23 protein-coding genes are annotated in these 24,121 nt (G+C 69.9%); 20 read left to right on the top strand and 3 right to left on the bottom strand.

The genetic code is table 11. The features are described 5' to 3' along the window. Positions 1–80: 80 nt before the first annotated feature. From pdxS to OHS57_RS07225, 11 genes are all read left to right on the top strand, one after another. Positions 81–983, top strand: coding sequence for a pyridoxal 5'-phosphate synthase lyase subunit PdxS (gene pdxS / locus OHS57_RS07275; RefSeq protein ID WP_041991598.1), 903 nt, complete (start codon positions 81–83; stop codon positions 981–983). Positions 984–993: 10 nt separating this feature from the next. After that, entirely contained in the window at positions 994–1,566 is a 573-nt protein-coding gene (gene pdxT / locus OHS57_RS07270; protein ID WP_328585015.1) for a pyridoxal 5'-phosphate synthase glutaminase subunit PdxT, read from the top strand. Positions 1,567–1,628: 62 nt separating this feature from the next. Continuing rightward, positions 1,629–2,381 carry a YebC/PmpR family DNA-binding transcriptional regulator gene (locus OHS57_RS07265; protein ID WP_328581412.1) on the top strand — a complete coding sequence of 251 codons (753 nt, stop codon included), beginning with the start codon at positions 1,629–1,631 and terminating at the stop codon, positions 2,379–2,381. A 110-nt stretch (positions 2,382–2,491) separates the two neighbouring features. Continuing rightward, positions 2,492–3,043 (top strand): crossover junction endodeoxyribonuclease RuvC, encoded by a 552-nt coding sequence (gene ruvC, locus OHS57_RS07260; protein ID WP_041991602.1) that lies wholly within the window; start codon positions 2,492–2,494, stop codon positions 3,041–3,043. Further along, the gene (gene ruvA, locus OHS57_RS07255) at positions 3,040–3,663 is read left to right on the top strand and encodes a Holliday junction branch migration protein RuvA (protein WP_328581411.1); all 624 of its coding nucleotides are present in this window, start codon (positions 3,040–3,042) and stop codon (positions 3,661–3,663) included. Before ruvC ends, ruvA begins: the two co-directional genes overlap by 4 nt. A 22-nt stretch (positions 3,664–3,685) precedes the next feature. Beyond that, positions 3,686–4,765 (top strand): Holliday junction branch migration DNA helicase RuvB, encoded by a 1,080-nt coding sequence (ruvB, locus tag OHS57_RS07250; RefSeq protein ID WP_328581410.1) that lies wholly within the window; start codon positions 3,686–3,688, stop codon positions 4,763–4,765. Between the two features lie 166 nt (positions 4,766–4,931). Then, positions 4,932–5,444, top strand: a complete 513-nt coding sequence (yajC, locus tag OHS57_RS07245; RefSeq protein ID WP_041991609.1) for a preprotein translocase subunit YajC — start codon at positions 4,932–4,934, stop codon at positions 5,442–5,444. A gap of 153 nt (positions 5,445–5,597) precedes the next feature. Then, entirely contained in the window at positions 5,598–7,376 is a 1,779-nt protein-coding gene (secD, locus tag OHS57_RS07240) for a protein translocase subunit SecD (protein ID WP_041991611.1), read from the top strand. A 1-nt stretch (position 7,377) separates the two neighbouring features. Next, positions 7,378–8,508: a protein translocase subunit SecF gene (secF, locus tag OHS57_RS07235; RefSeq protein ID WP_328581409.1), complete on the top strand. Its 1,131-nt coding sequence runs from the start codon at positions 7,378–7,380 to the stop codon at positions 8,506–8,508. Then, positions 8,505–9,050 carry an adenine phosphoribosyltransferase gene (locus OHS57_RS07230; protein ID WP_041991615.1) on the top strand — a complete coding sequence of 182 codons (546 nt, stop codon included), beginning with the start codon at positions 8,505–8,507 and terminating at the stop codon, positions 9,048–9,050. The genes secF and OHS57_RS07230 overlap by 4 nt, the downstream gene beginning before the upstream one ends. A gap of 158 nt (positions 9,051–9,208) precedes the next feature. Beyond that, positions 9,209–11,863, top strand: a complete 2,655-nt coding sequence (locus OHS57_RS07225; protein WP_328581408.1) for a RelA/SpoT family protein — start codon at positions 9,209–9,211, stop codon at positions 11,861–11,863. Positions 11,864–11,939: 76 nt separating this feature from the next. On the opposite strand, the gene OHS57_RS07220 is transcribed toward OHS57_RS07225, so the two are convergent. After that, complete coding sequence (locus tag OHS57_RS07220) at positions 11,940–13,169, bottom strand: DUF349 domain-containing protein (protein ID WP_041991621.1); 1,230 nt, start codon at positions 13,167–13,169, stop codon at positions 11,940–11,942. 150 nt (positions 13,170–13,319) lie between these two features. Further along, complete coding sequence (locus OHS57_RS07215) at positions 13,320–14,117, bottom strand: peptidylprolyl isomerase (protein WP_328581407.1); 798 nt, start codon at positions 14,115–14,117, stop codon at positions 13,320–13,322. Between the two features lie 159 nt (positions 14,118–14,276). On the opposite strand from OHS57_RS07215, the gene OHS57_RS07210 reads away from it, so the two are divergent. The 4 genes from OHS57_RS07210 to OHS57_RS07195 all read left to right on the top strand — a co-directional run bounded on the left by OHS57_RS07210 (position 14,277) and on the right by OHS57_RS07195 (position 18,429). After that, complete coding sequence (locus OHS57_RS07210) at positions 14,277–14,996, top strand: MBL fold metallo-hydrolase (RefSeq protein WP_041991625.1); 720 nt, start codon at positions 14,277–14,279, stop codon at positions 14,994–14,996. 13 nt (positions 14,997–15,009) lie between these two features. Further along, positions 15,010–16,275, top strand: coding sequence for a histidine--tRNA ligase (gene hisS / locus OHS57_RS07205; protein WP_328581406.1), 1,266 nt, complete (start codon positions 15,010–15,012; stop codon positions 16,273–16,275). 105 nt (positions 16,276–16,380) lie between these two features. After that, positions 16,381–17,019 carry a vitamin K epoxide reductase family protein gene (locus tag OHS57_RS07200; protein ID WP_328581405.1) on the top strand — a complete coding sequence of 213 codons (639 nt, stop codon included), beginning with the start codon at positions 16,381–16,383 and terminating at the stop codon, positions 17,017–17,019. 54 nt (positions 17,020–17,073) lie between these two features. Continuing rightward, positions 17,074–18,429 (top strand): replication-associated recombination protein A, encoded by a 1,356-nt coding sequence (locus OHS57_RS07195; protein WP_328581404.1) that lies wholly within the window; start codon positions 17,074–17,076, stop codon positions 18,427–18,429. Between the two features lie 15 nt (positions 18,430–18,444). Here OHS57_RS07195 and OHS57_RS07190 read toward each other — a convergent pair whose 3' ends face one another. After that, on the bottom strand, positions 18,445–19,131 hold the full coding sequence (locus OHS57_RS07190) for a DUF2470 domain-containing protein (protein ID WP_041991630.1): 687 nt from the start codon (positions 19,129–19,131) through the stop codon (positions 18,445–18,447). 177 nt (positions 19,132–19,308) lie between these two features. Between OHS57_RS07190 and rpsD the strand changes: the two genes are divergently transcribed. The 5 genes from rpsD to ruvX all read left to right on the top strand — a co-directional run bounded on the left by rpsD (position 19,309) and on the right by ruvX (position 24,081). Next, on the top strand, positions 19,309–19,923 hold the full coding sequence (rpsD, locus tag OHS57_RS07185) for a 30S ribosomal protein S4 (RefSeq protein WP_041991632.1): 615 nt from the start codon (positions 19,309–19,311) through the stop codon (positions 19,921–19,923). 222 nt (positions 19,924–20,145) lie between these two features. Then, positions 20,146–20,589: a DUF948 domain-containing protein gene (locus OHS57_RS07180; protein WP_041991634.1), complete on the top strand. Its 444-nt coding sequence runs from the start codon at positions 20,146–20,148 to the stop codon at positions 20,587–20,589. Between the two features lie 7 nt (positions 20,590–20,596). Then, the gene (locus OHS57_RS07175) at positions 20,597–20,941 is read left to right on the top strand and encodes a DUF6167 family protein (RefSeq protein WP_328581403.1); all 345 of its coding nucleotides are present in this window, start codon (positions 20,597–20,599) and stop codon (positions 20,939–20,941) included. Next, a complete protein-coding gene (gene alaS, locus OHS57_RS07170; RefSeq protein WP_041991638.1) occupies positions 20,941–23,610 on the top strand; it encodes an alanine--tRNA ligase in 2,670 nt (889 codons plus the stop codon). The genes OHS57_RS07175 and alaS overlap by 1 nt, the downstream gene beginning before the upstream one ends. A 6-nt stretch (positions 23,611–23,616) precedes the next feature. Beyond that, complete coding sequence (gene ruvX, locus OHS57_RS07165; RefSeq protein ID WP_041991640.1) at positions 23,617–24,081, top strand: Holliday junction resolvase RuvX; 465 nt, start codon at positions 23,617–23,619, stop codon at positions 24,079–24,081. The last annotated feature ends 40 nt before the right edge of the window (positions 24,082–24,121 follow it).

Raw genomic sequence — 24,121 nt, 5'->3', positions numbered from 1 at the left:
CCGGTGGCCCTTGCTGTGGACCGGTGACCAGGCGTTCTCTTGGAGGAGTCACATCCTTCCCAGTCCAGTGAGGTCGCTCCGTGTCCACCAGCCCCCAGACCCCCGAAACCGGCACCGCACGCGTCAAGCGCGGCATGGCAGAGCAGCTCAAGGGCGGCGTGATCATGGACGTCGTCACGCCGGAGCAGGCGAAGATCGCCGAGGACGCCGGCGCGGTGGCCGTGATGGCTCTGGAGCGGGTGCCCGCCGACATCCGTAAGGACGGCGGGGTGGCCCGGATGTCCGACCCGGACATGATCGAGGGGATCATCGGGGCGGTGTCGATCCCGGTCATGGCCAAGTCCCGGATCGGGCACTTCGTGGAGGCGCAGGTCCTCCAGTCGCTCGGCGTCGACTACATCGACGAGTCGGAGGTGCTGACGCCCGCGGACGAGGTCAACCACTCGGACAAGTGGGCGTTCACCACCCCGTTCGTGTGCGGTGCGACCAACCTGGGTGAGGCGCTGCGGCGGATCGCCGAGGGCGCGGCCATGATCCGGTCGAAGGGCGAGGCCGGCACCGGCAACGTCGTCGAGGCCGTGCGCCACCTGCGGCAGATCAAGAACGAGATCGCCCGGCTGCGCGGGTACGACAGCAACGAGCTGTACGCGGCGGCCAAGGAGCTGCGCGCGCCGTACGAGATCGTCCGGGAGGTCGCCGAGCTGGGCAAGCTGCCCGTGGTGCTGTTCTCGGCGGGCGGTGTGGCGACCCCGGCGGACGCGGCGCTGATGCGTCAGCTCGGCGCCGAGGGCGTCTTCGTCGGGTCCGGCATCTTCAAGTCGGGCGACCCGGCCAAGCGCGCGGCCGCGATCGTCAAGGCCACCACGTTCTTCGACGACCCGAAGATCATCGCGGACGCCTCGCGCGACCTCGGCGAGGCCATGGTCGGCATCAACCTCGACACCCTGTCCGACGCCGAGCACTTCGCGAACCGTGGCTGGTGAACAGCCGCCCCTGATCGGGGTCCTGGCGCTCCAGGGCGACGTCCGGGAGCATCTGGCGGCGCTGACGGAGGTCGGCGCCGTGGCCAGGACCGTGCGCAGGCCGCAGGAGCTGGCCGAGGTGGACGGGCTGATCGTGCCGGGCGGCGAGTCCACGACCATGTCGAAGCTGGCCGTGCTCTTCGGCATGCTTCAGCCGCTGCGTGAGCGGGTACAGGCCGGGATGCCGGTCTACGGCACGTGCGCGGGGATGATCATGCTGGCGGAGAAGATCCTCGACCCGCGGTCGGGTCAGGAGACCATCGGCGGTATCGACATGATCGTCCGCAGGAACGCGTTCGGACGGCAGAACGAGTCGTTCGAAGCGGCGGTGGACGTCACCGGGGTCGGTCCCGTCGAGGGTGTCTTCATCCGTGCGCCGTGGGTGGAGTCGGTGGGTGCGCAGGTCGAGGTGCTGGCCGAGCACGGGGGCCATGTCGTCGCCGTGCGGCAGCGGAACGCCCTCGCGACGTCGTTCCACCCGGAACTCACGGGTGATCACCGGCTGCACGGGTTCTTCGCGGATATGGTGCGCGCCTGCCGGTGACGCCGTCCCGGTAGGATCTCTGCCGAACGGAGCAGGATTGGTTACGCGAAGGAGACAGGCAGATGTCCGGCCACTCTAAATGGGCTACGACGAAGCACAAGAAGGCCGTGATCGATGCCAAGCGCGGCAAGCTCTTCGCGAAGCTGATCAAGAACATCGAGGTCGCTTCCCGCACCGGCGGCGCCGATGTCGAGGGCAACCCGACGCTGTTCGACGCCATCCAGAAGGCGAAGAAGAGCTCGGTGCCCAACAAGAACATCGACTCGGCGGTCAAGCGCGGCTCCGGCCTCGAAGCCGGTGGCGCCGACTACGAGACGATCATGTACGAGGGCTACGGGCCCAACGGTGTCGCGGTCCTCATCGAGTGCCTCACCGACAACCGCAACCGCGCAGCCTCGGACGTGCGGGTCGCGATGACCCGTAACGGCGGCTCGATGGCCGACCCCGGTTCCGTCTCGTACCTCTTCAACCGCAAGGGCGTCGTCATCGTCCCCAAGGGTGAGCTGGGCGAGGACGACGTGCTCGGCGCGGTGCTCGACGCGGGCGCCGAAGAGGTCAACGACCTCGGCGAGACCTTCGAGGTGCTCAGCGAGGCCACCGACCTGGTGCAGGTGCGCACCGCGCTCCAGGAGGCCGGCATCGACTACGACTCGGCCGACGCCAACTTCGTCCCGACCATGCAGGTCGAGCTGGACGAAGAGGGCGCCCGCAAGATCTTCAAGCTGATCGACGCGCTGGAGGACAGCGACGACGTGCAGAACGTCTTCGCCAACTTCGACGTGTCGGACGAAGTCATGGAGAAGGTCGACGCCTGACGCGGCCTCATGCCGACGGGCCGACGGGGGGACGCGCCCGCCCGTCGGCCCGTCGCGTTGTCAGTCGTGACAGATACTGTGCTGATCAGCGACTGAAGGGGAGGCGTGCGATGCGGGTTCTGGGCGTTGACCCCGGGCTGACCCGGTGCGGTGTCGGAGTGGTCGAGGGTGTGGCGGGCCGCCCCCTGACGATGCTGGGTGTCGGAGTGGTGCGGACGCCCGCCGACGCGGAGATCGGCATGCGGCTGGTCGCCATCGAGCAGGGCATCGAGGCCTGGCTGGACGAGCACAAGCCCGAACTCGTCGCGGTGGAGCGGGTGTTCGCCCAGCACAATGTGCGTACGGTGATGGGCACGGCCCAGGCGAGCGCCGTCGCCATGCTCTGCGCTTCGCGCCGTGGCATCCCCGTCGCCCTGCACACCCCCAGCGAGGTCAAGGCCGCCGTCACCGGCAGCGGACGGGCGGACAAGGCGCAGGTCGGCGCGATGGTGACCCGGCTGCTGCGGCTGGCGGCGCCGCCCAAGCCGGCCGATGCCGCCGACGCGCTGGCGCTCGCCATCTGCCACATCTGGCGCGCCCCCGCCATGAACCGTCTCCAGCAGGCGCACGCGGCGGCCCGCCCGTCCCGTATCCCCACCTCCGTACGTAAGGTCACCCGATGATCGCCTTCGTCAGCGGCCCCGTCGCCGCTCTCGCCCCGACCACGGCCGTGATCGAGGTCGGCGGCATCGGCATGTCCGTGCAGTGCACCCCCGGCACCCTCGCCGAACTGCGCGTCGGACAGCAGGCGAAGCTCGCCACCTCACTGGTCGTCAGGGAGGACTCCCTGACGCTGTACGGGTTCGCCGACGACGACGAGCGGCAGACCTTCGAACTGCTCCAGACCGCGAGCGGCGTCGGGCCACGGCTCGCCCAGGCGATGCTCGCCGTGCACGCCCCCGACAGGCTGCGCGTCGCGGTCGCCACGGGCGACGAGAAGACGCTGACCGCCGTGCCCGGCATCGGCAAGAAGGGCGCCCAGAAGCTGCTCCTCGAACTGAAGGACCGGCTCGGCGAGCCGGTCGGCCCCGGCAGGGCACAGGGCATCGGGACGGCCGTCTCCGCCTCCTGGAGCGACCAGCTGCACGCCGCGCTGATCGGCCTCGGCTACGCCACCCGCGAGGCGGACGAGGCGGTGGCGCTGGTCGCGCCGCAGGCCGAGGCCGCCGTCGCCGAAGGCCTGCAGCCCCCCGTGCCGCAGCTGCTGCGCGCCGCGCTCCAGAGCCTGAACCGAACCCGTTGAGCCGACCCCGAGGTGTACTTCAGTGAGCTGGGACGACAGCAGCAGCGAGACGACGGCGGACGAGGCCGAGCGGCTCGTCGGCTCGTCGGCCGACGGTGAGGACCAGGCCGTCGAGGCGGCCCTGCGGCCCAAGTCGCTCGACGAGTTCGTCGGCCAGGAGCGCGTCCGGGAACAGCTCGACCTGGTGCTCAAGGCGGCCCGCGCGCGCGGCGCGACCGCCGACCATGTGCTGCTCTCCGGGGCGCCGGGGCTCGGCAAGACCACCCTGTCCATGATCATCGCAGCCGAGATGAACGCGCCGATCCGGATCACCTCGGGCCCCGCCATCCAGCACGCGGGCGATCTCGCCGCGATCCTCTCCTCACTGCAGGAGGGCGAGGTCCTCTTCCTCGACGAGATCCACCGGATGTCGCGGCCCGCCGAGGAAATGCTCTACATGGCCATGGAGGACTACCGGGTCGACGTGATCGTCGGCAAGGGCCCCGGGGCGACCGCCATCCCGCTGGAACTTCCGCCGTTCACCCTGGTAGGCGCCACCACCAGGGCCGGGCTGCTGCCGCCGCCGCTGCGCGACCGGTTCGGCTTCACCGGGCACATGGAGTTCTACGAGAGCGTGGAGCTGGAGCGGGTCCTGCACCGCTCGGCGCAGCTGCTCGATCTGGAGATCGACACCGAGGGCGCCGCGGAGATCGCCGGACGCTCCCGGGGCACCCCCCGTATCGCCAACCGCCTGCTGCGCCGGGTACGGGACTACGCGCAGGTCAAGGCCGACGGCTTCATCACCCGTGAGGTGGCTGCCGTGGCCCTCAAGGTCTACGAGGTCGACGCCCGGGGACTCGACCGCCTCGACCGGGCCGTGCTCCAGGCGCTGCTGAAGCTGTTCGGCGGCGGACCCGTGGGACTTTCGACCCTCGCGGTCGCCGTGGGGGAGGAGCGGGAGACGGTCGAAGAGGTCGCCGAGCCCTTCCTCGTACGGGAGGGACTGCTCGCGCGCACCCCGCGCGGCCGGGTGGCGACGCCCGCCGCCTGGGCACATATGGGTCTCACACCCCCGCAGCAGGCACCGGGCGCAAGCGGACAACAGGGTCTCTTCGGGGCGTGACGGAGATCGCTCTCGCCAACCGAGGAACCCCGGTGCGATGCTGGGCGTTGTTCCAATGATGCGGACTCGCTTAGACTCCGCCGATGCCGCCCTTCCGGGCCGGTGTGCCCACCCCCGTATACAAGGCCGTTCGACAAGCGCGGTCGTGCGAAGGAAGTTCCCTCCCGTGAGTCTCGTGACCATCCTCCCCTTCATCGTGCTCATCGGGGCCATGTTCCTGATGACCCGGTCCGCCAAGAAGAAGCAAGCGGCGGCCGCGTCGATGCGCAACGACATGCAGCCCGGCATCGGCGTCCGCACGATCGGGGGCATGTACGCCACCGTCAAGGAGGTGCACGACGAAATGGTCCTCCTTGAGGTAGCTCCCGGAGTCCACGCCGTGTACGCCAAGAACGCCATCGGCGCCGTCATGGACGACGAGGAGTACAACCGCATCGTCCACGGCGAAGACCCCTCCCAGGAAGACGCTCTGGGTGACGGTGCGATCGTCCCCGACGACGCTTCTTCCCTGACCGAGGCCGGCGACACCCCTGCCACGGCCAAGATCGACCTCGGCAAGAAGCCCGAGGACGACGAGGCGGCCGACGCCGAGCCCGAGCTGAAGGCCGCCAAGGCCGACGCGAAGGCCGAGGCCGACGCCAAGGACAGCAAGGCCGACGGCGAGGCCGACGCGAAGTAGTCCCGTCCGCGACTACCGCGACCGTGGGCCGTCCTGCGGCCCTCAGCGGTGCACGGACCCTGCCGATTTCTGCGGGGGCAGGTCCTCACAACACTTCGTGGCCGCTCCGGCGCATACCGGGCGAGGGGCGGTTGGACAGGGAGAAACGAGAAGGTGGCAGCACCTAATAAGGGCCGAAGGCAGGCGGGGCGGGGCAAGCCGGGCCGCACCCTGACACTGTTCCTGATCGTCATGGTCGCCCTCACGGGCGGGATGTTCTGGTCCGGTCATGTCACGCCGCGGCTGGGGATCGACCTCGCGGGCGGCACGAGCATCACGCTCGAGGCGAAGAACACGCCGGGCAAGCCGAACGCGATCAACAAGACCAACATGGATACGGCGGTCAGCATCATCGACCGGCGTGTCAACGGTCTTGGTGTCTCGGAGGCCGAGGTTCAGACCCAGGGCTCCAAGAACATCATCGTGAACATCCCCAAGGGGACGAACGAGAAGCAGGCCCGCGACCAGGTCGGCCAGACGGCCCAGCTGTACTTCCGGCCGGTGCTCACCGTCGCCGCCGGCGGCCCGACGGCGCCCCAGCCGTCCGGCTCGCCCAGCGCGTCGCCGTCCGGTTCGCCCAGCGGCTCCCCGAGCGGCAAGCCGAGCGCCGAGTCCTCCGCGGGCACGTCGGGCGACAAGGCCTCGCCGTCGTCCAGCGCCACCACCCAGGGCCGTGCCGTGACGGGCGCCCTGAAGAAGGCGCCCTCGCCGACGCCGACCCCGGGTGCGACCGACCCGAGCGCCCCGGCCAGCCCGCCGGCCGCGACGCCGCCGCCGGACCCGGCCACGGCCGCTCTGCAGAAGAAGTTCGAGAACCTCAACTGCACGAGCAAGGCCCAGCGCACCACGGTCAACCAGAGCTCAGCGCCCAAGGACACGATCGTGGCCTGCGGTCAGGACTCGGACAAGCAGTGGGCCAAGTACGTCCTCGGCCCGGCCGAGCTCGAAGGCACCGACGTCTCCAAGTCCAAGGGCGTCCTCGACCCGCAGCGCGGCATGTGGATCGTCACCCTCGACTTCACCGGTGGCGGCACGAAGAAGTTCCAGTCGATCACGACGAAGCTCTCGAAGCAGCAGCAGCCGATGAACCAGTTCGCCATCGTGCTGGACGGCAACGTCGTCTCGGCGCCCTCGGTGAGCCAGACCCTCGGCGCCAGCGCCGAGATCTCCGGCAGCTTCACCCAGCAGTCCGCGCAGGACCTCGCGAACGTGCTCTCGTACGGCGCGCTGCCGCTGTCCTTCAAGGAGGAGAGCGTCAGTACGGTCACCGCCGCGCTCGGCACCGAACAGCTCCAGGCGGGGCTGATCGCGGGCGCCATCGGGCTGGCCCTGGTCATCATCTACCTGGTGGCCTACTACCGGGGTCTGTCGCTGATCGCGCTGCTCAGCCTGCTGACCTCCGGCATCCTCACGTACGTGATCATGTCGCTGCTCGGCCCTGGTATCGGCTTCGCGCTGAACCTGCCGGCGGTCTGCGGTGCGATCGTCGCCATCGGTATTACGGCGGACTCGTTCATCGTGTACTTCGAACGGATCCGGGACGAGATCAGAGAGGGCAGGACCCTGCGTCCCGCCGTCGAGCGAGCCTGGCCGCGCGCCCGGCGCACCGTCCTGGTCTCCGACTTCGTGTCGTTCCTCGCCGCAGCCGTGCTGTTCCTTGTCACGGTCGGCAAGGTGCAGGGCTTCGCGTTCACCCTCGGCCTGACCACGATCCTCGACGTGGTCGTGGTGTTCTTCTTCACCAAGCCGGTCATGACGCTCCTCGCCCGCACCAAGTTCTTCTCCAGCGGCAGCCCGTGGTCGGGTCTCGACCCGAAGCGTCTCGGGGCCAAGCCGCCCCTGCGCCGCTCCCGCCGCACCGGCGGCCCCACCGACCACCCGAAGGAGGCGTGAGATGTCGCGACTCGGTGCATTCGGCGCCCGGCTCTACCGTGGCGAGGTCGGCTACGACTTCGTCGGGAAGCGCAAGATCTGGTACGGGATCTCGATCCTGATCACCATCACGGCCATCGTCGGCCTGGCGGTGCGCGGTCTCAACATGGGCATCGAGTTCAAGGGCGGTGCTGTCTTCACCATTCAGCACACGACCACCTCGGTCGCCAAGGCCCAGACCGACACCGAGGCGGCGGCCCCCGGCCACGAGGTCGTGGTCCAGAAGCTCGGCAGCGACGGTCTGCGCATCCAGGTCAGCGACCTGAACCCGCAGAACTCCGCCGCCGTGACGACGGAGCTCTCCAAGGACCTGAACGTCCCGGAGAGCAAGATCGCCGCCGACCTGGTCGGTCCCAGCTGGGGAGAGTCGGTCGCCAACAAGGCGTGGACCGGACTGGGGATCTTCCTGGTCCTGGTGGTGATCTATCTGGCCATCGCCTTCGAGTGGCGGATGGCCGTCGCCGCCCTCGTCGCCCTGATCCACGACCTCACCATCACCGTCGGTGTCTACGCCCTCGTCGGCTTCGAGGTCACACCGGGCACGGTGATCGGTCTGCTGACCATTCTCGGTTACTCGCTCTACGACACCGTCGTCGTCTTCGACAGTCTCAAGGAGCAGTCGAAGGGGATCACCAAGCAGTCCCGCTGGACCTTCAGCGAGGTCGCCAACCGCTCGATCAACGGCACCCTGGTGCGGTCCATCAACACCACGGTGGTCGCCCTGCTGCCGGTCGCCGGTCTGCTGTTCATCGGCGGCGGCCTCCTCGGTGCCGGCACGCTGAACGACATCTCGCTGGCCCTGTTCGTCGGCCTCGCCGCCGGTGCGTACTCCTCGATCTTCATCGCCACCCCGCTGGTGGCGGACCTCAAGGAGAGCGAGCCGCAGATGAAGGCCCTGAAGAAGCGGGTGTTCGCCAAGCGGGCGGCCGCAGCGGCCAAGGGCGAGTCGATCGAGCAGACCGACTACGGCACGGACGACGACGCTCCGGCGGACGACGACCCGGCCGGTGCGACTCCCGCCGCCGCCGGCTCGGTCAACGGACCGCGCAGCCGCAACCGCAACAACGGGCGGCCCTCGGGGCGGCGCCGATGACGGACGACAGCACGCGGGAGCTGCTGCTCAGCCGCATCCGTGACGTCTCGGACTACCCCAAGCCGGGGGTGATGTTCAAGGACATCACCCCGCTGCTGGCCGACCCCAAGGCGTTCTCCGCGCTCACCGACGCGCTGGCCGAGGTGTGTGTCCGGCAGGGCGCCACGAAGATCGTCGGTCTGGAGGCGCGCGGGTTCATCCTCGCCGCCCCGGTCGCCGTCAGGGCCGGGCTCGGCTTCATCCCCGTCCGCAAGGCGGGGAAGCTGCCGGGAGCGACGCTGTCGCAGACGTACGAGCTGGAGTACGGCAGCGCCGAGATCGAGGTGCACGCCGAGGATCTGGCCGAAGGTGACCGGGTCATCGTCATCGACGACGTCCTGGCCACCGGCGGTACGGCCGAAGCGTCCCTTGAGCTGGTCAGGCGGGCGGGCGCCGAGGTCGTGGGCGTCGCCGTACTGCTGGAACTCGGCTTCCTCGCGGGCCGTGCCCGCCTGGAGCCGGCCCTGCGCGGGGCTCCGCTGGAGGCCCTGATCACGGTCTGACCGATCTCTTACGCACACCAGGACGGGCGCCCGGGAACACCGGGCGCCCGTCCTGTGTTGTGTAATCCCTCCAGTCCCGGGGCGAGCGGAATGCCCAGGGTCGATACCATGGAGGTTCGGGCCTGACCGGGGGACCCGGATCCGCACGAGGAGCGCTCTTGCCAGACGAGGCCCAGCCACTGGCCGCCGCAACGCCCGACGAGCACGAGAACCGGGCAACGAAGGCATCGGACGCGCCGCAGGAGAAGCCCGCGGCAGCGCCCGAGGCGGAGCGCGCCCAGAATCCGGCACAGGCGGCCCCGGCGGAGACTCCGGCGCCCGCCGACCCCGCGCAGCCGCCCGCCGCCCCGGCCGTGACACCTCCGGCCGTGACACCTCCCGCCGTGACGCCTCCCGCCGCGACACCTGCGGCGGCGCAGCCACCGGCGCCCCCGGCCGCCAAGGCCCCGCCCGTGCCGCCCACGCCCGTCACCGCCCCGAAGCCCGGTCCGGCCACGCCCGCGCGCTCCGGCGGCTCGTCCAACCGCGTCAGGGCCCGGCTCGCCAGGCTCGGCGTGCAGCGCTCGTCCCCGTACAACCCGGTTCTCGAACCGCTGCTGCGGACGGTCCGGGGCAACGACCCCAAGATCGAGTCCGCGACGCTGCGCCAGATCGAGAGCGCCTACCAGGTCGCCGAGCGCTGGCACCGCGGCCAGAAGCGCAAGAGCGGCGACCCGTACATCACCCACCCCCTCGCCGTCACGACGATCCTCGCCGAGCTGGGCATGGACCCCGCCACCCTGATGGCGGGCCTGCTGCACGACACGGTCGAGGACACCGAGTACGGCCTGGACACCCTGCGCAAGGACTTCGGCGAGCAGGTCGCCCTCCTCGTCGACGGGGTCACCAAGCTGGACCGGGTCAAGTTCGGCGAGGCCGCGCAGGCCGAGACCGTACGCAAGATGGTCGTCGCCATGGCCAAGGACCCGCGGGTCCTGGTCATCAAGCTCGCCGACCGGCTGCACAACATGCGCACGATGCGGTATCTCAAGCGGGAGAAGCAGGAGAAGAAGGCCCGCGAGACGCTGGAGATCTACGCACCGCTGGCCCACCGGCTGGGCATGAACACCATCAAGTGGGAGCTGGAGGACCTCGCCTTCGCGATCCTCTACCCCAAGATGTACGACGAGATCGTCCGGCTCGTCGCCGAGCGGGCCCCCAAGCGCGACGAGTACCTGGCCATAGTGACCGACGAGGTGCAGTCGGACCTGCGGGCGGCCCGGATCAAGGCCACCGTCACAGGCCGGCCGAAGCACTACTACAGCGTCTACCAGAAGATGATCGTCCGCGGCCGGGACTTCGCGGAGATCTACGACCTGGTCGGCATCCGTGTCCTCGTCGACACCGTCCGCGACTGCTACGCGGCGCTCGGCACCGTGCACGCCCGGTGGAATCCGGTGCCGGGGCGGTTCAAGGACTACATCGCGATGCCGAAGTTCAACATGTACCAGTCGCTGCACACGACGGTCATCGGCCCCAACGGCAAGCCCGTCGAGCTGCAGATCCGCACCTTCGACATGCACCGCCGCGCCGAGTACGGCATCGCCGCGCACTGGAAGTACAAGCAGGAGGCCGTCGCCGGGGCGTCGAAGGTGCGCACCGACGTGCCCAGGTCCACCAGCAAGGTCGGCGGCCAGGACACCGTCAACGACATGGCGTGGCTGCGGCAGTTGCTCGACTGGCAGAAGGAGACCGAGGACCCCAGCGAGTTCCTGGAGTCGCTCCGCTTCGACCTGTCGCGCAACGAGGTCTTCGTGTTCACGCCGAAGGGCGACGTGATAGCGCTGCCCGCGGGCGCGACGCCCGTCGACTTCGCGTACGCCGTGCACACGGAGGTCGGCCACCGCACCATAGGAGCGCGGGTCAACGGGCGGCTCGTACCGCTCGAATCGACCCTCGACAACGGGGACCTGGTGGAGGTCTTCACCTCCAAGGCGTCCGGCGCGGGACCGTCACGCGACTGGCTGGGGTTCGTCAAGTCGCCCCGGGCCAGGAACAAGATCCGTGGCTGGTTCTCCAAGGAACGCCGTGACGAGGCGATCGAGCAGGGCAAGGACGCCATCGCCAAGGCGATGCGCAAGCAGAACCTGCCGATCCAGCGCATCCTCACCGGCGACTCGCTGGTCACGCTCGCGCACGAGATGCGCTACCCCGACATCTCGTCGCTGTACGCGGCGATCGGCGAGGGCCATGTCGCCGCGCAGGGCGTCGTCCACAAGCTGGTGCAGGCGCTCGGCGGCGAGGAGGCCGCAAACGAGGACCTCGCCGAGAGCGAGCCGCCCTCGCACGGCCGCAGCAAGCGCCGTAAGAGCGCCGACCCCGGGGTGGTCGTCAAGGGCGTCGACGACGTGTGGGTCAAGCTCGCGCGCTGCTGTACGCCGGTGCCGGGAGACCCGATCATCGGCTTCGTCACGCGCGGCAGCGGCGTCTCGGTGCACCGCGCCGACTGCGTCAACGTCGACTCGCTGTCCCAGCAGCCCGAGCGGATCCTGGAAGTCGAGTGGGCGCCCACCCAGTCGTCGGTGTTCCTGGTCGCCATCCAGGTCGAGGCGCTGGACCGCTCCCGGCTGCTGTCGGACGTCACGCGCGTCCTGTCCGACCAGCACGTCAACATCCTGTCGGCGGCCGTCCAGACGTCCCGCGACCGGGTGGCCACCTCGCGCTTCACCTTCGAGATGGGTGACCCGAAGCACCTCGGGCACGTCCTGAAGGCCGTACGGGGCGTGGAGGGCGTCTACGACGTCTACCGCGTCACCTCGGCCCGCAGGCCGTAGCGCCCACCAGCCGAACACGAAGGCGGCCCCGGAGCTTCACGCTCCGGGGCCGCCCTCGCACATCTGGGACGTCGCGTCAGCCGCCGAACTCCTGCAAGCCCTTCAGCGCCTGGTCGAGCAGCGCCTGCCGGCCCTCCAGCTCCTTGGCGAGCTTGTCCGCCCGGGAGTTGTTGCCCTGCGCGCGCGCCGCGTCGATCTGCGTACGCAGCTTGTCGACGGCGGCCTGCAGCTGACCGGTCAGACCCTCGGCGCGGGCCCGCGCCTCCGGGTTCGTCCGGCGCCACTCGTTCTCCTCGGACTCCTGCAGCGCCCGCTCCACGGTCTGCATCCGGCCCTCGACCTTGGGCCTGGCGTCGCGCGGCACATGCCCGATCGCCTCCCAGCGCTCGTTGATGGCACGGAAAGCGGCCCTGGCCGACTTGAGATCCTTCACCGGCAGCAGGCGCTCGGCCTCGACGGCCAGCTCCTCCTTGAGCTTCAGATTCTCGGTCTGCTCGGCGTCCCGCTCGGCGAAGACCTCGCCGCGTGCGGCGAAGAAGACGTCCTGGGCACCGCGGAAGCGGTTCCACAGGTCGTCCTCGGCCTCGCGCTGGGCGCGGCCCGCCGCCTTCCAGTCCGTCATCAGCTCGCGGTAACGCGCCGCCGTGGCACCCCAGTCGGTGGACCCGGACAGCGCCTCGGCCTCGGTGACCAGCTTCTCCTTGGCCTGCCGTGCCTCCTCGCGCTGCGCGTCGAGCGCGGCGAAGTGGGCCTTGCGCCGCTTGGAGAAGGCGGAGCGCGCGTGCGAGAAGCGGTGCCACAGCTCGTCGTCGGACTTCCGGTCCAGCCTCGGCAGGCCCTTCCAGATGTCCACCAGCGCCCGCAGCCGCTCACCGGCGGCCCGCCACTGGTCGCTCTGCGCCAGCTCCTCGGCCTCGACGACCAGCGCCTCCTTGGCGACCTTCGCCTCATCGGTCTGCTTGGCGCGCTGTGCCTTGCGCTCCTCACGGCGCGCTTCGACCGTCGCGACCAGGCCGTCGAGGCGCTGCCGCAGCGCGTCGAGGTCACCCACCGCGTGGTGTTCGTCGATCTGCCCGCGCAGATGATCGATGGCCGCCGTCGCGTCCTTCGCGGACAGGTCGGTGGTCTTCACCCGCTTTTCGAGCAACCCGATCTCGACGACCAGGCCCTCGTACTTGCGCTCGAAATAGGCCAGGGCCTCGTCCGGAGAGCCGGCCTGCCAGGATCCGACGACCTGCTCGCCCTCGGCCGTACGCACGTACACGGTGCCTGTCTCGTCGACACGGCCCCACGGGTCGCTGCTCACAGCGCCTCCTCCACCTGATGCCCGCCGGGGAGTTGGCCCCCGGGCATCGTCCACAGTTTCCTGGGGCGGGCAGCGCCCGCCCTGCACAACGCCAATCTAAGTGACAGGGCGACCGGCTGTCCGCACTCAGCACGGCTGAAATTCGGCTGGTTACGCCTTGTCGACGGTGGCCTTCGAGATGGTGACGGCCTTCTTGGGCGCACCGTCACCGCTGCCGCCGGTGACGCCGGCCTTCGCCACGTCCTTCACGGTCTGCAGACCGGCCGCGTCCATCGTCCCGAACGGGGTGTACGTGGGCGGCAGCTTGGTGTCCTTGTAGACCAGGAAGAACTGGCTGCCACCGGTGTGCGGCTGGCCGGTGTTGGCCATCGCGACCGTCCCCGCGGGGAAGGTCACCGTGCCGTCGGCAGCGGCCTTGCCGAGCGCCGTGAGGTTCTCGTCGGGGATGGTGTAGCCGGGGCCGCCCGAGCCGTCGCCCTTCGGGTCGCCGCACTGGAGCACGAAGATGCCGGACGTCGTCAGCCGGTGGCACTTCGTCTTGTCGAAGTACTTCTTGTCGGCGAGCGCCTTGAACGAGTTGACGGTGTGCGGGGTCTTCGCCGCGTCCATGGCGATGGCGATGTCACCCTGGTTCGTCTTGAGCGACATCGTGTACTTGGCCGTCTTGTCGACCGTCATCTTCGGTTCGGGCGGTGCGCTCTCGCTCGCCGAGGGGGACGGCACGGGCGACGGCGGCGCCGACGGCTTCGCCGCCGTGTCGGTCTTGTCGTCGTCCGACAGGCCCACCGACGCGTACGCGGCGCCGCCGGCCAGCACCACCACGGCCAGCACCGAGGCGATGACGATGTTGCGCCGCTTCGCCTTCCGCCGTGCCTCGGCCCGGCGCTGCTGCTGGCGCTCGAACTTCTTGCGGGCGAGTTCCCGCCGCCGCTGGTCGTTGTTGGCCACCGGGTCTTCTCCTCGTGGGTCGGCATGATCGTCGGCATGTCACAGGACTAGCCCCGTACGGTATATGGGTTAGCTGTGGAATGAGCAGCGCCGGTAGGCTTTGATCTGCCGCGATCTCCTCGCGGGCACGGACCTGCCGGACAACAAAAAGGGACGATTGTGCTCATTGCCGGGTTCCCCGCCGGGGCCTGGGGGACCAATTGTTATCTGGTCGCCCCCGCCGCGGGCGAGGAGTGCGTGATCATCGACCCGGGCCACCAGGCCGCCCAGGGCGTCGCCGACGCGGTGCGCAAGCACCGGCTCAAGCCGGTCGCCGTCGTCCTCACGCACGGCCACATCGACCATGTCGCCTCGGTCGTCCCCGTCTGCGGTGCCCATGACGTACCGGCCTGGATCCACCCCGCCGACCGCTACATGATGAGCGACCCCGAGAAGGGGATCGGCCGCTCGATCGGCATGCCGCTCATGGGCGAGCTGACCGTGGGGGAGCCGGACGACATCAGGGAACTGACCGACGGCGCACGGCTGCGGCTGGCGGGGCTCGACCTCGCCGTCTCGCATGCGCCCGGCCATACCAAGGGGTCGGTGACCTTCGGACTGCCCGAGGACACGGCGGGGGACATCCCGCCGCTGCTGTTCTCCGGTGATCTGCTGTTCGCCGGCTCCGTCGGACGCACCGATCTGCCCGGCGGCGACCAGGCCGAGCTGTTCGAGTCGCTGGCCCGCGTGTGCCTGCCGCTCGACGACTCGACCGTGGTGCTGTCGGGCCACGGCCCCCAGACGACCATCGGCCAGGAGCGCACCGCCAACCCGTATCTGCGGGAAGCGGCGACCGCCGGCGACGGCGGAGCGAGCGCCCGGCCGCTACGAGGAATGTGACGCAGCGATCCCCATGAGTACTTTCCAGGCCCCCAAGGGCACCTACGACCTGCTCCCGCCCGAGTCCGCGACGTTCCTCGCGGTACGCGAGGCGATCTCGGCGCCGCTCAGGAACTCCGGCTACGGCTATGTGGAGACCCCCGGCTTCGAGAACGTGGAGCTGTTCGCGCGCGGTGTCGGCGAGTCCACCGACATCGTCAGCAAGGAGATGTACGCCTTCGAGACCAAGGGCGGCGACAAGCTCGCGCTGCGCCCCGAGGGCACGGCTTCCGTGCTGCGCGCCGCGCTGGAGGCCAACCTCCACAAGGCGGGCAGGCTGCCGGTCAAGCTCTGGTACTCCGGCTCGTACTACCGCTACGAGCGCCCGCAGAAGGGCCGCTACCGGCACTTCTCCCAGGTGGGCGCCGAGGCGATCGGCGCCGAGGACCCCGCGCTCGACGCCGAGTTGATCATCCTGGCCGACCAGGCGTACCGCTCGCTCGGACTGCGCACCTTCCGCATCCTGCTCAACTCGCTGGGTGACAAGGTCTGCAGGCCCGTCTACCGCGAAGCGCTCCAGGGCTTCCTGCGCGGACTCGACCTCGACGAGGAGACCCGCCGCCGGATCGAGATCAACCCGCTCCGGGTCCTCGACGACAAGCGCCCCGACGTGCAGCGTCAACTCGCCGAAGCGCCGCTGCTCCGCGACTATCTGTGCGACGCGTGCAAGGCGTACCACGAAGAGGTGCGCGAACTGCTGGGCGCTGCGGGCGTCGCGTACGAGGACGACGCGCGGCTCGTCCGCGGCCTCGACTACTACACCCGCACCACCTTCGAGTTCGTCCACGACGGTCTCGGCGCGCAGTCGGCGGTGGGCGGCGGCGGCCGTTACGACGGGCTCTCCGAGATGATCGGCGGCCCCGCGCTGCCGTCGGTCGGCTGGGCGCTGGGTGTCGACCGTACGGTCCTGGCGCTGGAGGCCGAGGGGATCACGCTCCAACTGCCCTCCGCCACCAGCGTGTTCGCGATCGCGCTCGGTGAGGAGGCGCGGCGTGTGCTGTTCGCCGCCGTCACCGAACTGCGCAGGGTGGGGATCGCCGCCGACTTCAGTTTCGGCACGAAGGGACTGAAGGGCGCCATGAAGGACGCCAACAGGTCCGGCGCCCGCTACACGCTCGTGGCGGGCGAGCGCGATCTCGCCGACGGCGTGGTCCAGCTCAAGGACATGGAGAGCGGCGAGCAGGGGCCCGTCGCGCTCGGCGACATCGGTGCGGAGCTGGCCCGCCGGCTCGACCGGTAACAGCGCTCAGGACGTTGTCCTTATCTCCGGCGAACAGTGGTCCTGGGGGCGGGTGCGGCACAATGAGCCTGCCCCCACAGGCCACTGAAACGTATGGAAAGCGATATGACGAGTACCGCGCTGGACGATGTCTCCTCCTCCGAGCGGGACGAGGGTGACTCCGCCCGTACGATCGGCGGCAGCCGTGCCTTCGGGCTGCTGCTGATCATCACGGGCGCCGCGGGGCTGCTGGCCGCCTGGGTCATCACGCTCGACAAGTTCAAGCTGCTCGAAGACCCCGGCTTCACGCCCGGGTGCAGTCTCAACCCCGTCGTGTCCTGCGGCAGTGTGATGAAGAGCGCACAGGCGGCGGTCTTCGGCTTCCCCAACCCGATGCTCGGCCTCGCCACGTACCCCGTCGTGATCGGCATCGGCCTCGCCGTGCTGGCGGGCGCCCGGTTCCGCGGCTGGTACTGGCTCGGGCTGAACCTCGGCGCCCTCTTCGGTGTCGGGTTCTGCACCTGGCTCCAGTACCAGTCGCTGTACAGCATCAACGCCCTGTGCCTGTGGTGCTGCCTCGCCTGGGTCGGTACGACGGTCCTGTTCTGGTACGTGACGTCGCACAACGTCCGCGCCGGGATCCTGCCGGCGCCGTCCTGGCTGCGGAGCTTCTTCGGCGAGTTCACCTGGGTGCTCCCGGTGCTGCACCTCGGCATCATCGGGATGCTCATCCTGACCCGCTGGTGGGACTTCTGGACCAGCTGACGGCTGCCCGACCGGTCCGATCACGCTGTCGGTGGCCTGACATAGGCTTCACATGTGGAGCCCGACCTCTTTACCGCAGCGGCGGAAGACCGCCAGGAGAAGGATCCGTCCAGCAGCCCCCTGGCCGTACGGATGCGTCCGCGCGTCCTCGACGAAGTCGTCGGCCAGCGCCATCTGCTCAAGCCCGGATCACCGCTGCGCCGCCTGGTCGGCGAGGGTACGGGCGGTCCCGCAGGACCCTCGTCCGTGATCCTCTGGGGGCCGCCCGGCACCGGCAAGACCACCCTGGCCTACGTCGTCTCGAAGGCGACCAACAAGCGTTTCGTGGAGCTGTCCGCGATCACCGCGGGGGTCAAGGAGGTCAGGGCCGTCATCGACGGCGCCCGCCGCGCCTCCGGTGGCTACGGCAAGGAGACCGTCCTCTTCCTCGATGAGATCCACCGCTTCAGCAAGGCCCAGCAGGACTCGCTGCTGCCCGCCGTGGAGAACCGCTGGGTCACACTCATCGCGGCCACCACCGAGAACCCGTACTTCTCGATCATCTCCCCGCTGCTCTCCCGGTCGCTGCTGCTCACGCTCGAACCGCTCACCGACGACGACCTGCGCAGTCTGCTGCGCCGCGCGCTCACCGAGGAGCGGGGTCTCGGCGGCGCCGTCACGCTCCCGGACGACGCGGAGGCGCATCTGCTGCGGATCGCCGGCGGTGACGCACGGCGCGCGCTGACCGCGCTGGAGGCGGCGGCCGGCGCCGCGATCGACAAGGGCGAGGCGGAGATCACCCTCGGCACGGTCGAGGAGACGGTCGACCGCGCTGCGGTGGCGTACGACCGCGACGGGGACCAGCACTACGACGTGGCGAGCGCGCTCATCAAGTCGATCCGCGGCTCCGACGTGGACGCGGCACTGCACTACCTGGCCCGGATGATCGACGCGGGGGAGGACCCCCGGTTCATCGCGAGACGGCTGATGATCTCGGCGAGCGAGGACATCGGCCTCGCCGATCCGGCCGCCCTGCCGCTCGCCGTCGCGGCGGCCCAGGCCGTCGCCATGATCGGCTTCCCCGAGGCGTCCCTCACCCTCAGCCACGCCACCATCGCCCTCGCCCTCGCCCCGAAGTCGAACGCGGCGACGCTGGCGATCGGCGCCGCCCTCGAAGACGTCAAGACGGGGGTGGCCGGATCGGTGCCGACGCATCTGCGCGACGGCCATTACAAGGGCGCGGCCAAGCTCGGCCACGCGCAGGGCTATGTGTATCCGCACGACGTGCCGGGCGGGATCGCCGCCCAGCAGTACGCGCCGGAGGGCGTCCAGGGCAAGCGGTACTACGAGCCGACCCGCTACGGCGCCGAGGCGCGGTACGCCGACGTCGTGGAGAAGGTGCGCGAGCGGCTGCGCGGCGACAGTTCCTGACCTGCCGGACAGGCCCTAGTGCGACGCGTCGAAGAGGGTGTGCATCGCCCGGCGCAGTCCGTTCACGTCGGCCACCGGCTCGGGGAAGTCGAAGCGCGCGTCGAAGCACTGGACGCCGGTGAAGCGCACCCGCAGTCCGAACCGGTCCAGCGCGACGGGCACGGCGGCGGAGCCGGCGGTCGAGGCACCGGCCCGTTCGCCGAGCAGTTCGCGCAGCCGCCGGACCTCGGCGCCGTGGGCGCTGTGCAGATGCTGGAGCAGCTCGGCCTCGTGCTCGACCAGCGGGTCGGCCTCGGCTGCGGCGAACTCCTCGGGCTCGACGGACTCGGCGCCCCACAGGTCGTCCACGCAGGCCTCGCCCACTTCGAGGCGGAGCGTGGCCTGGCCGGGTTCCGCTCGTCCCGGCACCCGGGTCAGCCAGCCGGAGACCCAGGCCCGGCCCCTGATCCGGTGCGGTACGGAGACGGGCGCGACATCGGTGATCTCCAGCACGGCGGACAGCTCGTCGTCCTGCGCGTGGGCGGCGGCGCGTACGGCGGGGGAGTCCGCGGCGAAGACGAGGAACACGTCACCTTCGGGCCCCACCACGCGGGCATCCGGCATCAACTGGAGGGGTTTGGCGCCTTCAAGCCCTGGAATGAGCAGCACCGACGAGCATGTACTCTGTACGAGAGTTCGTGTGCGCTCGGCTGCTGACGGCATCCGGGCGATTTCAAGCCCGCTGGGACGCGGCTGACCATGAGCTGATCGGACCTCCGTCGATTCGGTGCCCTGTGCGTCGAGGCTGTCTGTGATGCGCGTGGTGTTCCCAGGGCGAGACATGCGATCTCCTTTGAGTAAGGTGAGCCTAACCTAACCTACAACGGAGGTCTGGAGAACGTGCCTAACCAGTCGCGTCCCAAGGTCAAGAAGTCGCGTGCGCTCGGTATCGCGCTGACGCCGAAGGCTGTCAAGTACTTCGAGGCCCGTCCCTACCCGCCGGGTGAGCACGGTCGCGGACGCAAGCAGAACAGTGACTACAAGGTCCGTCTGCTGGAGAAGCAGCGCCTGCGCGCCCAGTACGACATCAGCGAGCGCCAGATGGCGCGTGCCTACGACCGCGCCCGCAAGGCCGAGGGCAAGACGGGCGAGGCGCTCGTCGTCGAGCTGGAGCGCCGTCTCGACGCGCTGGTCCTGCGTTCGGGCATCGCCCGCACCATCTACCAGGCCCGTCAGATGGTCGTCCACGGCCACATCGAGGTCAACGGCAACAAGGTCGACAAGCCGTCGTTCCGCGTCCGTCCCGACGACGTCGTGATGGTCCGCGAGCGCAGCCGCGAGAAGGTCCCCTTCCAGGTCGCGCGCGAAGGTGGCTACGACACCGACGGCGAGACCCCGCGCTACCTCCAGGTCAACCTGAAGGCGCTGGCGTTCCGCCTGGACCGCGACCCGAACCGCAAGGAAATCCCGGTCATCTGCGACGAGCAGCTGGTCGTCGAGTACTACGCCCGCTGACCCGGCCGTAGCTCACCGCGCGTCTGCCCGCCGTTCCCCGCCGCTTCCGGCGCGGGGCCGGCGGGCTTCGGCGTACCGGACCCGCGCCACGCGGACCCGGGCCCGCGCCACGCGGACCCGCCCCCGCGCCGCCGACAATCCGGTTCAGGGGGACAGGCCCGGCGCGATAGGGTCGGACCACGATTTTCGGGGCACGATTTTCCGAGCAGAGAGCGGTGCGGTGTGACCGGTGGAGAGGTTGCCGGGCTCCTGGTGGCCGTGTTCTGGGCGATCCTGGTCTCCTTCCTCGCCGTGGTACTGGTGAGGCTGGCTCAGACGCTCAAGGCGACCACCAAGCTCATGGCGGACGTGACGGACCAGGCGGTGCCGCTGCTCGCGGACGCCTCGGCGACGGTGCGCTCGGCGCAGACCCAGCTCGACCGGGTCGACGCTATCGCCACCGACGTCCAGGAAGTCACCTCCAACGCGTCCGCGCTCTCCTCGACGGTCGCCTCGACCTTCGGCGGGCCGCTGGTCAAGGTCGCCGCCTTCGGCTACGGAGTACGACAGGCCATGAGCCGCAAGGGCGCACCGGCCGGCGGCGAAGCCCCGGCCGACCGGGCCCGGCGCACCGTAGTCGTCGGCCGTACGGTTCCGTCGGCCAGGCGCAGGAAGAAGAAAGGCTGACGCAGCCATGTTCCGCCGTACGTTCTGGTTCACAGCGGGCGCAGCAGCCGGCGTGTGGGCCACCACCAAGGTCAACCGCAAGATCAGGCAGCTGAGCCCGGAGAGTCTCGCCGCGCAGGCGGCCAACAAGGCGCTCGTCGCGGGCCACCGGCTCAAGGACTTCGCCGTCGACGTCAGGACCGGCATGGTCAGGCGCGAGGCGGAACTGGGCGAGGCGCTGGGCATCGACGCGTCCGCCGCACCCGAACTGCCCGCCCCGCGCCGCGTCGTGGCCATCGAACAGGACGAGCCCCGCGGCCGCCGCGGCACCACGTACCCCTACAACTCGCACAACCGGAATGAGGACCACTGATGGAGTCGGCTGAAATCCGCCGCCGCTGGCTGAGCTTCTTCGAGGAGCGCGGGCACACCGTCGTCCCTTCGGCGTCGCTCATCGCGGACGACCCGACTCTGCTCCTCGTCCCGGCAGGCATGGTGCCGTTCAAGCCCTACTTCCTCGGCGAGGTCAAGCCGCCCGCCCCGCGCGCCACCAGCGTGCAGAAGTGCGTGCGGACCCCCGACATCGAAGAGGTCGGCAAGACCACCCGGCACGGCACGTTCTTCCAGATGTGCGGCAACTTCTCCTTCGGCGACTACTTCAAGGAAGGCGCCGTCGAGCTGGCCTGGGAGCTGCTCACCCGCCCCCAGGCCGACGGCGGTTACGGACTCGACCCCGAGCGGCTCTGGGTGACCATCTACCTGGAGGACGACGAGGCCGAGCGGATCTGGCTGGCCAAGACGGACGTGCCGGCCGAGCGGATCCAGCGGCTCGGCAAGAAGGACAACTTCTGGTCCATGGGCGTGCCAGGACCCTGCGGCCCCAGCTCCGAGATCCACTACGACCGCGGTCCCGAGTTCGGCGCCGCCGGCGGACCCGCCGTCAACGACGAGCGGTACGTGGAGATCTGGAACCTGGTCTTCATGCAGTACGAGCGCGGCCCGGGTCAGACGAAGGAAGACTTCGAGATCCTCGGCGACCTGCCCTCGAAGAACATCGACACCGGACTCGGCCTCGAACGCCTCGCCATGATCCTGCAAGGCGTGCAGAACATGTTCGAGATCGACACGTCGATGGCGGTCATCGCCAGGGCCACCGAGCTGACCGGCGTGCGCTACGGCGCCGACCACGGCTCGGACGTCTCGCTGCGCGTCGTCACCGACCACATGCGTACGTCCGTGATGCTCATCGGTGACGGCGTCACCCCCGGCAACGAGGGCCGCGGCTACGTGCTGCGCCGCATCATGCGCCGCGCCATCCGCAACATGCGGCTGCTCGGCGCCACGGGCCCGGTCGTCGCCGACCTGGTCGACGTGGTCATCGAGACGATGGGCGAGCAGTACCCGGAGCTGCGGACCGAGCGCAAGCGCATCGAGACCGTCGCCCTCGCCGAGGAAGCCGCCTTCCTCAAGGCCATCAAGGGCGGCACCAACATCCTCGACACCGCCGTCACCGAGACCAAGGCCGCCGGCGGCAAGGTGCTCGCCGGCGACAAGGCGTTCCTGCTCCACGACACCTGGGGCTTCCCGATCGACCTCACCCTGGAGATGGCCGCCGAACAGGGCCTGTCCGTGGACGAGGACGGGTTCCGCCGGCTGATGAAGGAACAGCGCGAGCGCGCCAAGGCCGACGCCAGGTCCAAGAAGTCCGGCCACGCCGACCTGTCCGCCTACCGCGAGGTCGCCGACAAGAGCGGTGTCACCGAGTTCACCGGCTACACCACCGCCGAGAACGAGTCGACCGTGGTCGGCCTGCTCGTGGACGGTGTCCCCTCACCGGCAGCGACCGAGGGCGACGACGTCGAGGTCGTCCTCGACCGCACCCCGTTCTACGCCGAGGGCGGCGGCCAGCTCGCCGACCAGGGCCGGATCAGGGTCGACACCGGCGCCGTCATCGAGATCAGGGACGTCCAGCAGCCGGTCCCCGGGATCTACGTGCACAAGGGCACCGTCCAGGTGGGTGAGGTGACGCTCGGCTCGTCCGTGCACGCCGCCATCGACACCCACCGGCGCCGGGCCATCGCCCGCGCCCACAGCGCCACCCACCTGACCCACCAGGCGCTGCGCGACGCGCTCGGCCCGACGGCCGCCCAGGCCGGTTCCGAGAACTCGCCCGGCCGGTTCCGCTTCGACTTCGGTTCGCCCGCCGCCGTACCCGGCACGGTCCTCACCGACGTCGAGCAGAAGATCAACGAAGTGCTCGCCAGGGACCTCGACGTACAGGCCGAGGTCATGTCCATCGACGACGCCAAGAAGCAGGGCGCCATCGCCGAGTTCGGCGAGAAGTACGGCGAGCGGGTCCGCGTCGTGACCATCGGCGACTTCTCCAAGGAGCTGTGCGGCGGCACGCACGTGCACAACACCGCCCAGCTCGGCCTGGTCAAGCTGCTCGGCGAATCGTCGATCGGCTCCGGGGTGCGCCGTATCGAGGCCCTGGTCGGGGTGGACGCGTACAACTTCCTCGCCAGGGAGCACACCGTCGTCGCCCAGCTCCAGGAGCTGGTCAAGGGCCGCTCCGAGGAGCTGCCCGAGAAGATCTCCGGCGTGCTCGCCAAGCTCAAGGAAGCCGAGAAGGAGATCGAGAAGTTCCGCGCGGAGAAGGTGCTCGCCGCCGCCGCGGGGCTGGCCGCCAGTGCCGTGGACGTACGCGGTACGGCGCTGGTCACCGGACAGGTCCCGGACGGCACGTCGGCCGACGACCTGCGCCGGCTCGTCCTCGACGTACGCGGCCGGATCCCGAACGACCGGCCCGCTGTCGTGGCGCTGTTCAGCACGGCCGGCGGCCGTCCGCTGACGGTCATCGCCACCAACGAGGCCGCGCGCGGACGCGGGCTCAAGGCCGGCGAGCTGGTGCGCGCCGCCGCCAAGACCCTCGGCGGCGGAGGCGGCGGCAAGCCGGACGTCGCGCAGGGCGGCGGGCAGAACCCGGCCGCCATCGGCGACGCCGTGGCCGCTGTCGAGCGCCTCGTCGCAGAAACGGCCTGACGGCCGATGAGACGAGGACGTCGTCTCGCGATCGACGTCGGGGACGCCCGGATCGGGGTCGCCTCGTGCGACCCCGACGGGGTCCTCGCCACCCCGGTGGAGACCGTGCCGGGACGTGATGTCCCGGCCGCCCACCGGCGGCTGCTCCAGCTCGTCCAGGAGTACGAACCGATCGAGGTGCTGATCGGGCTGCCGCGCTCCCTGAACGGCGGCGAGGGCCCGGCGGCGGCGAAGGTCCGGATCTTCGCCCAGGAGGTCGCACGGGGCGCCGCTCCCGTACCCGTACGGCTGGTGGACGAGCGGATGACGACGGTGTCGGCGGCCCAGGGCCTGCGCGCGTCCGGCGTGACGTCCAAGAAGGGCCGGTCGGTGATCGACCAGGCGGCTGCGATCATCATCCTGCAGAATGCCCTTGAGGCTGAACGAGCCTTGGGTAAAGCTCCGGGCGAAGCCGTCGAAGTGGTCATCTGATCGCGATACGGTAACGTTCCGCGCGATGCGGCGGTGTTCG

It is taken from the genome of Streptomyces sp. NBC_00370 (assembly GCF_036084755.1).
In the GTDB taxonomy this organism is placed as follows: Bacteria; Actinomycetota; Actinomycetes; order Streptomycetales; family Streptomycetaceae; genus Streptomyces.
This window is presented reverse-complemented; position numbering and strand designations above follow the sequence as displayed.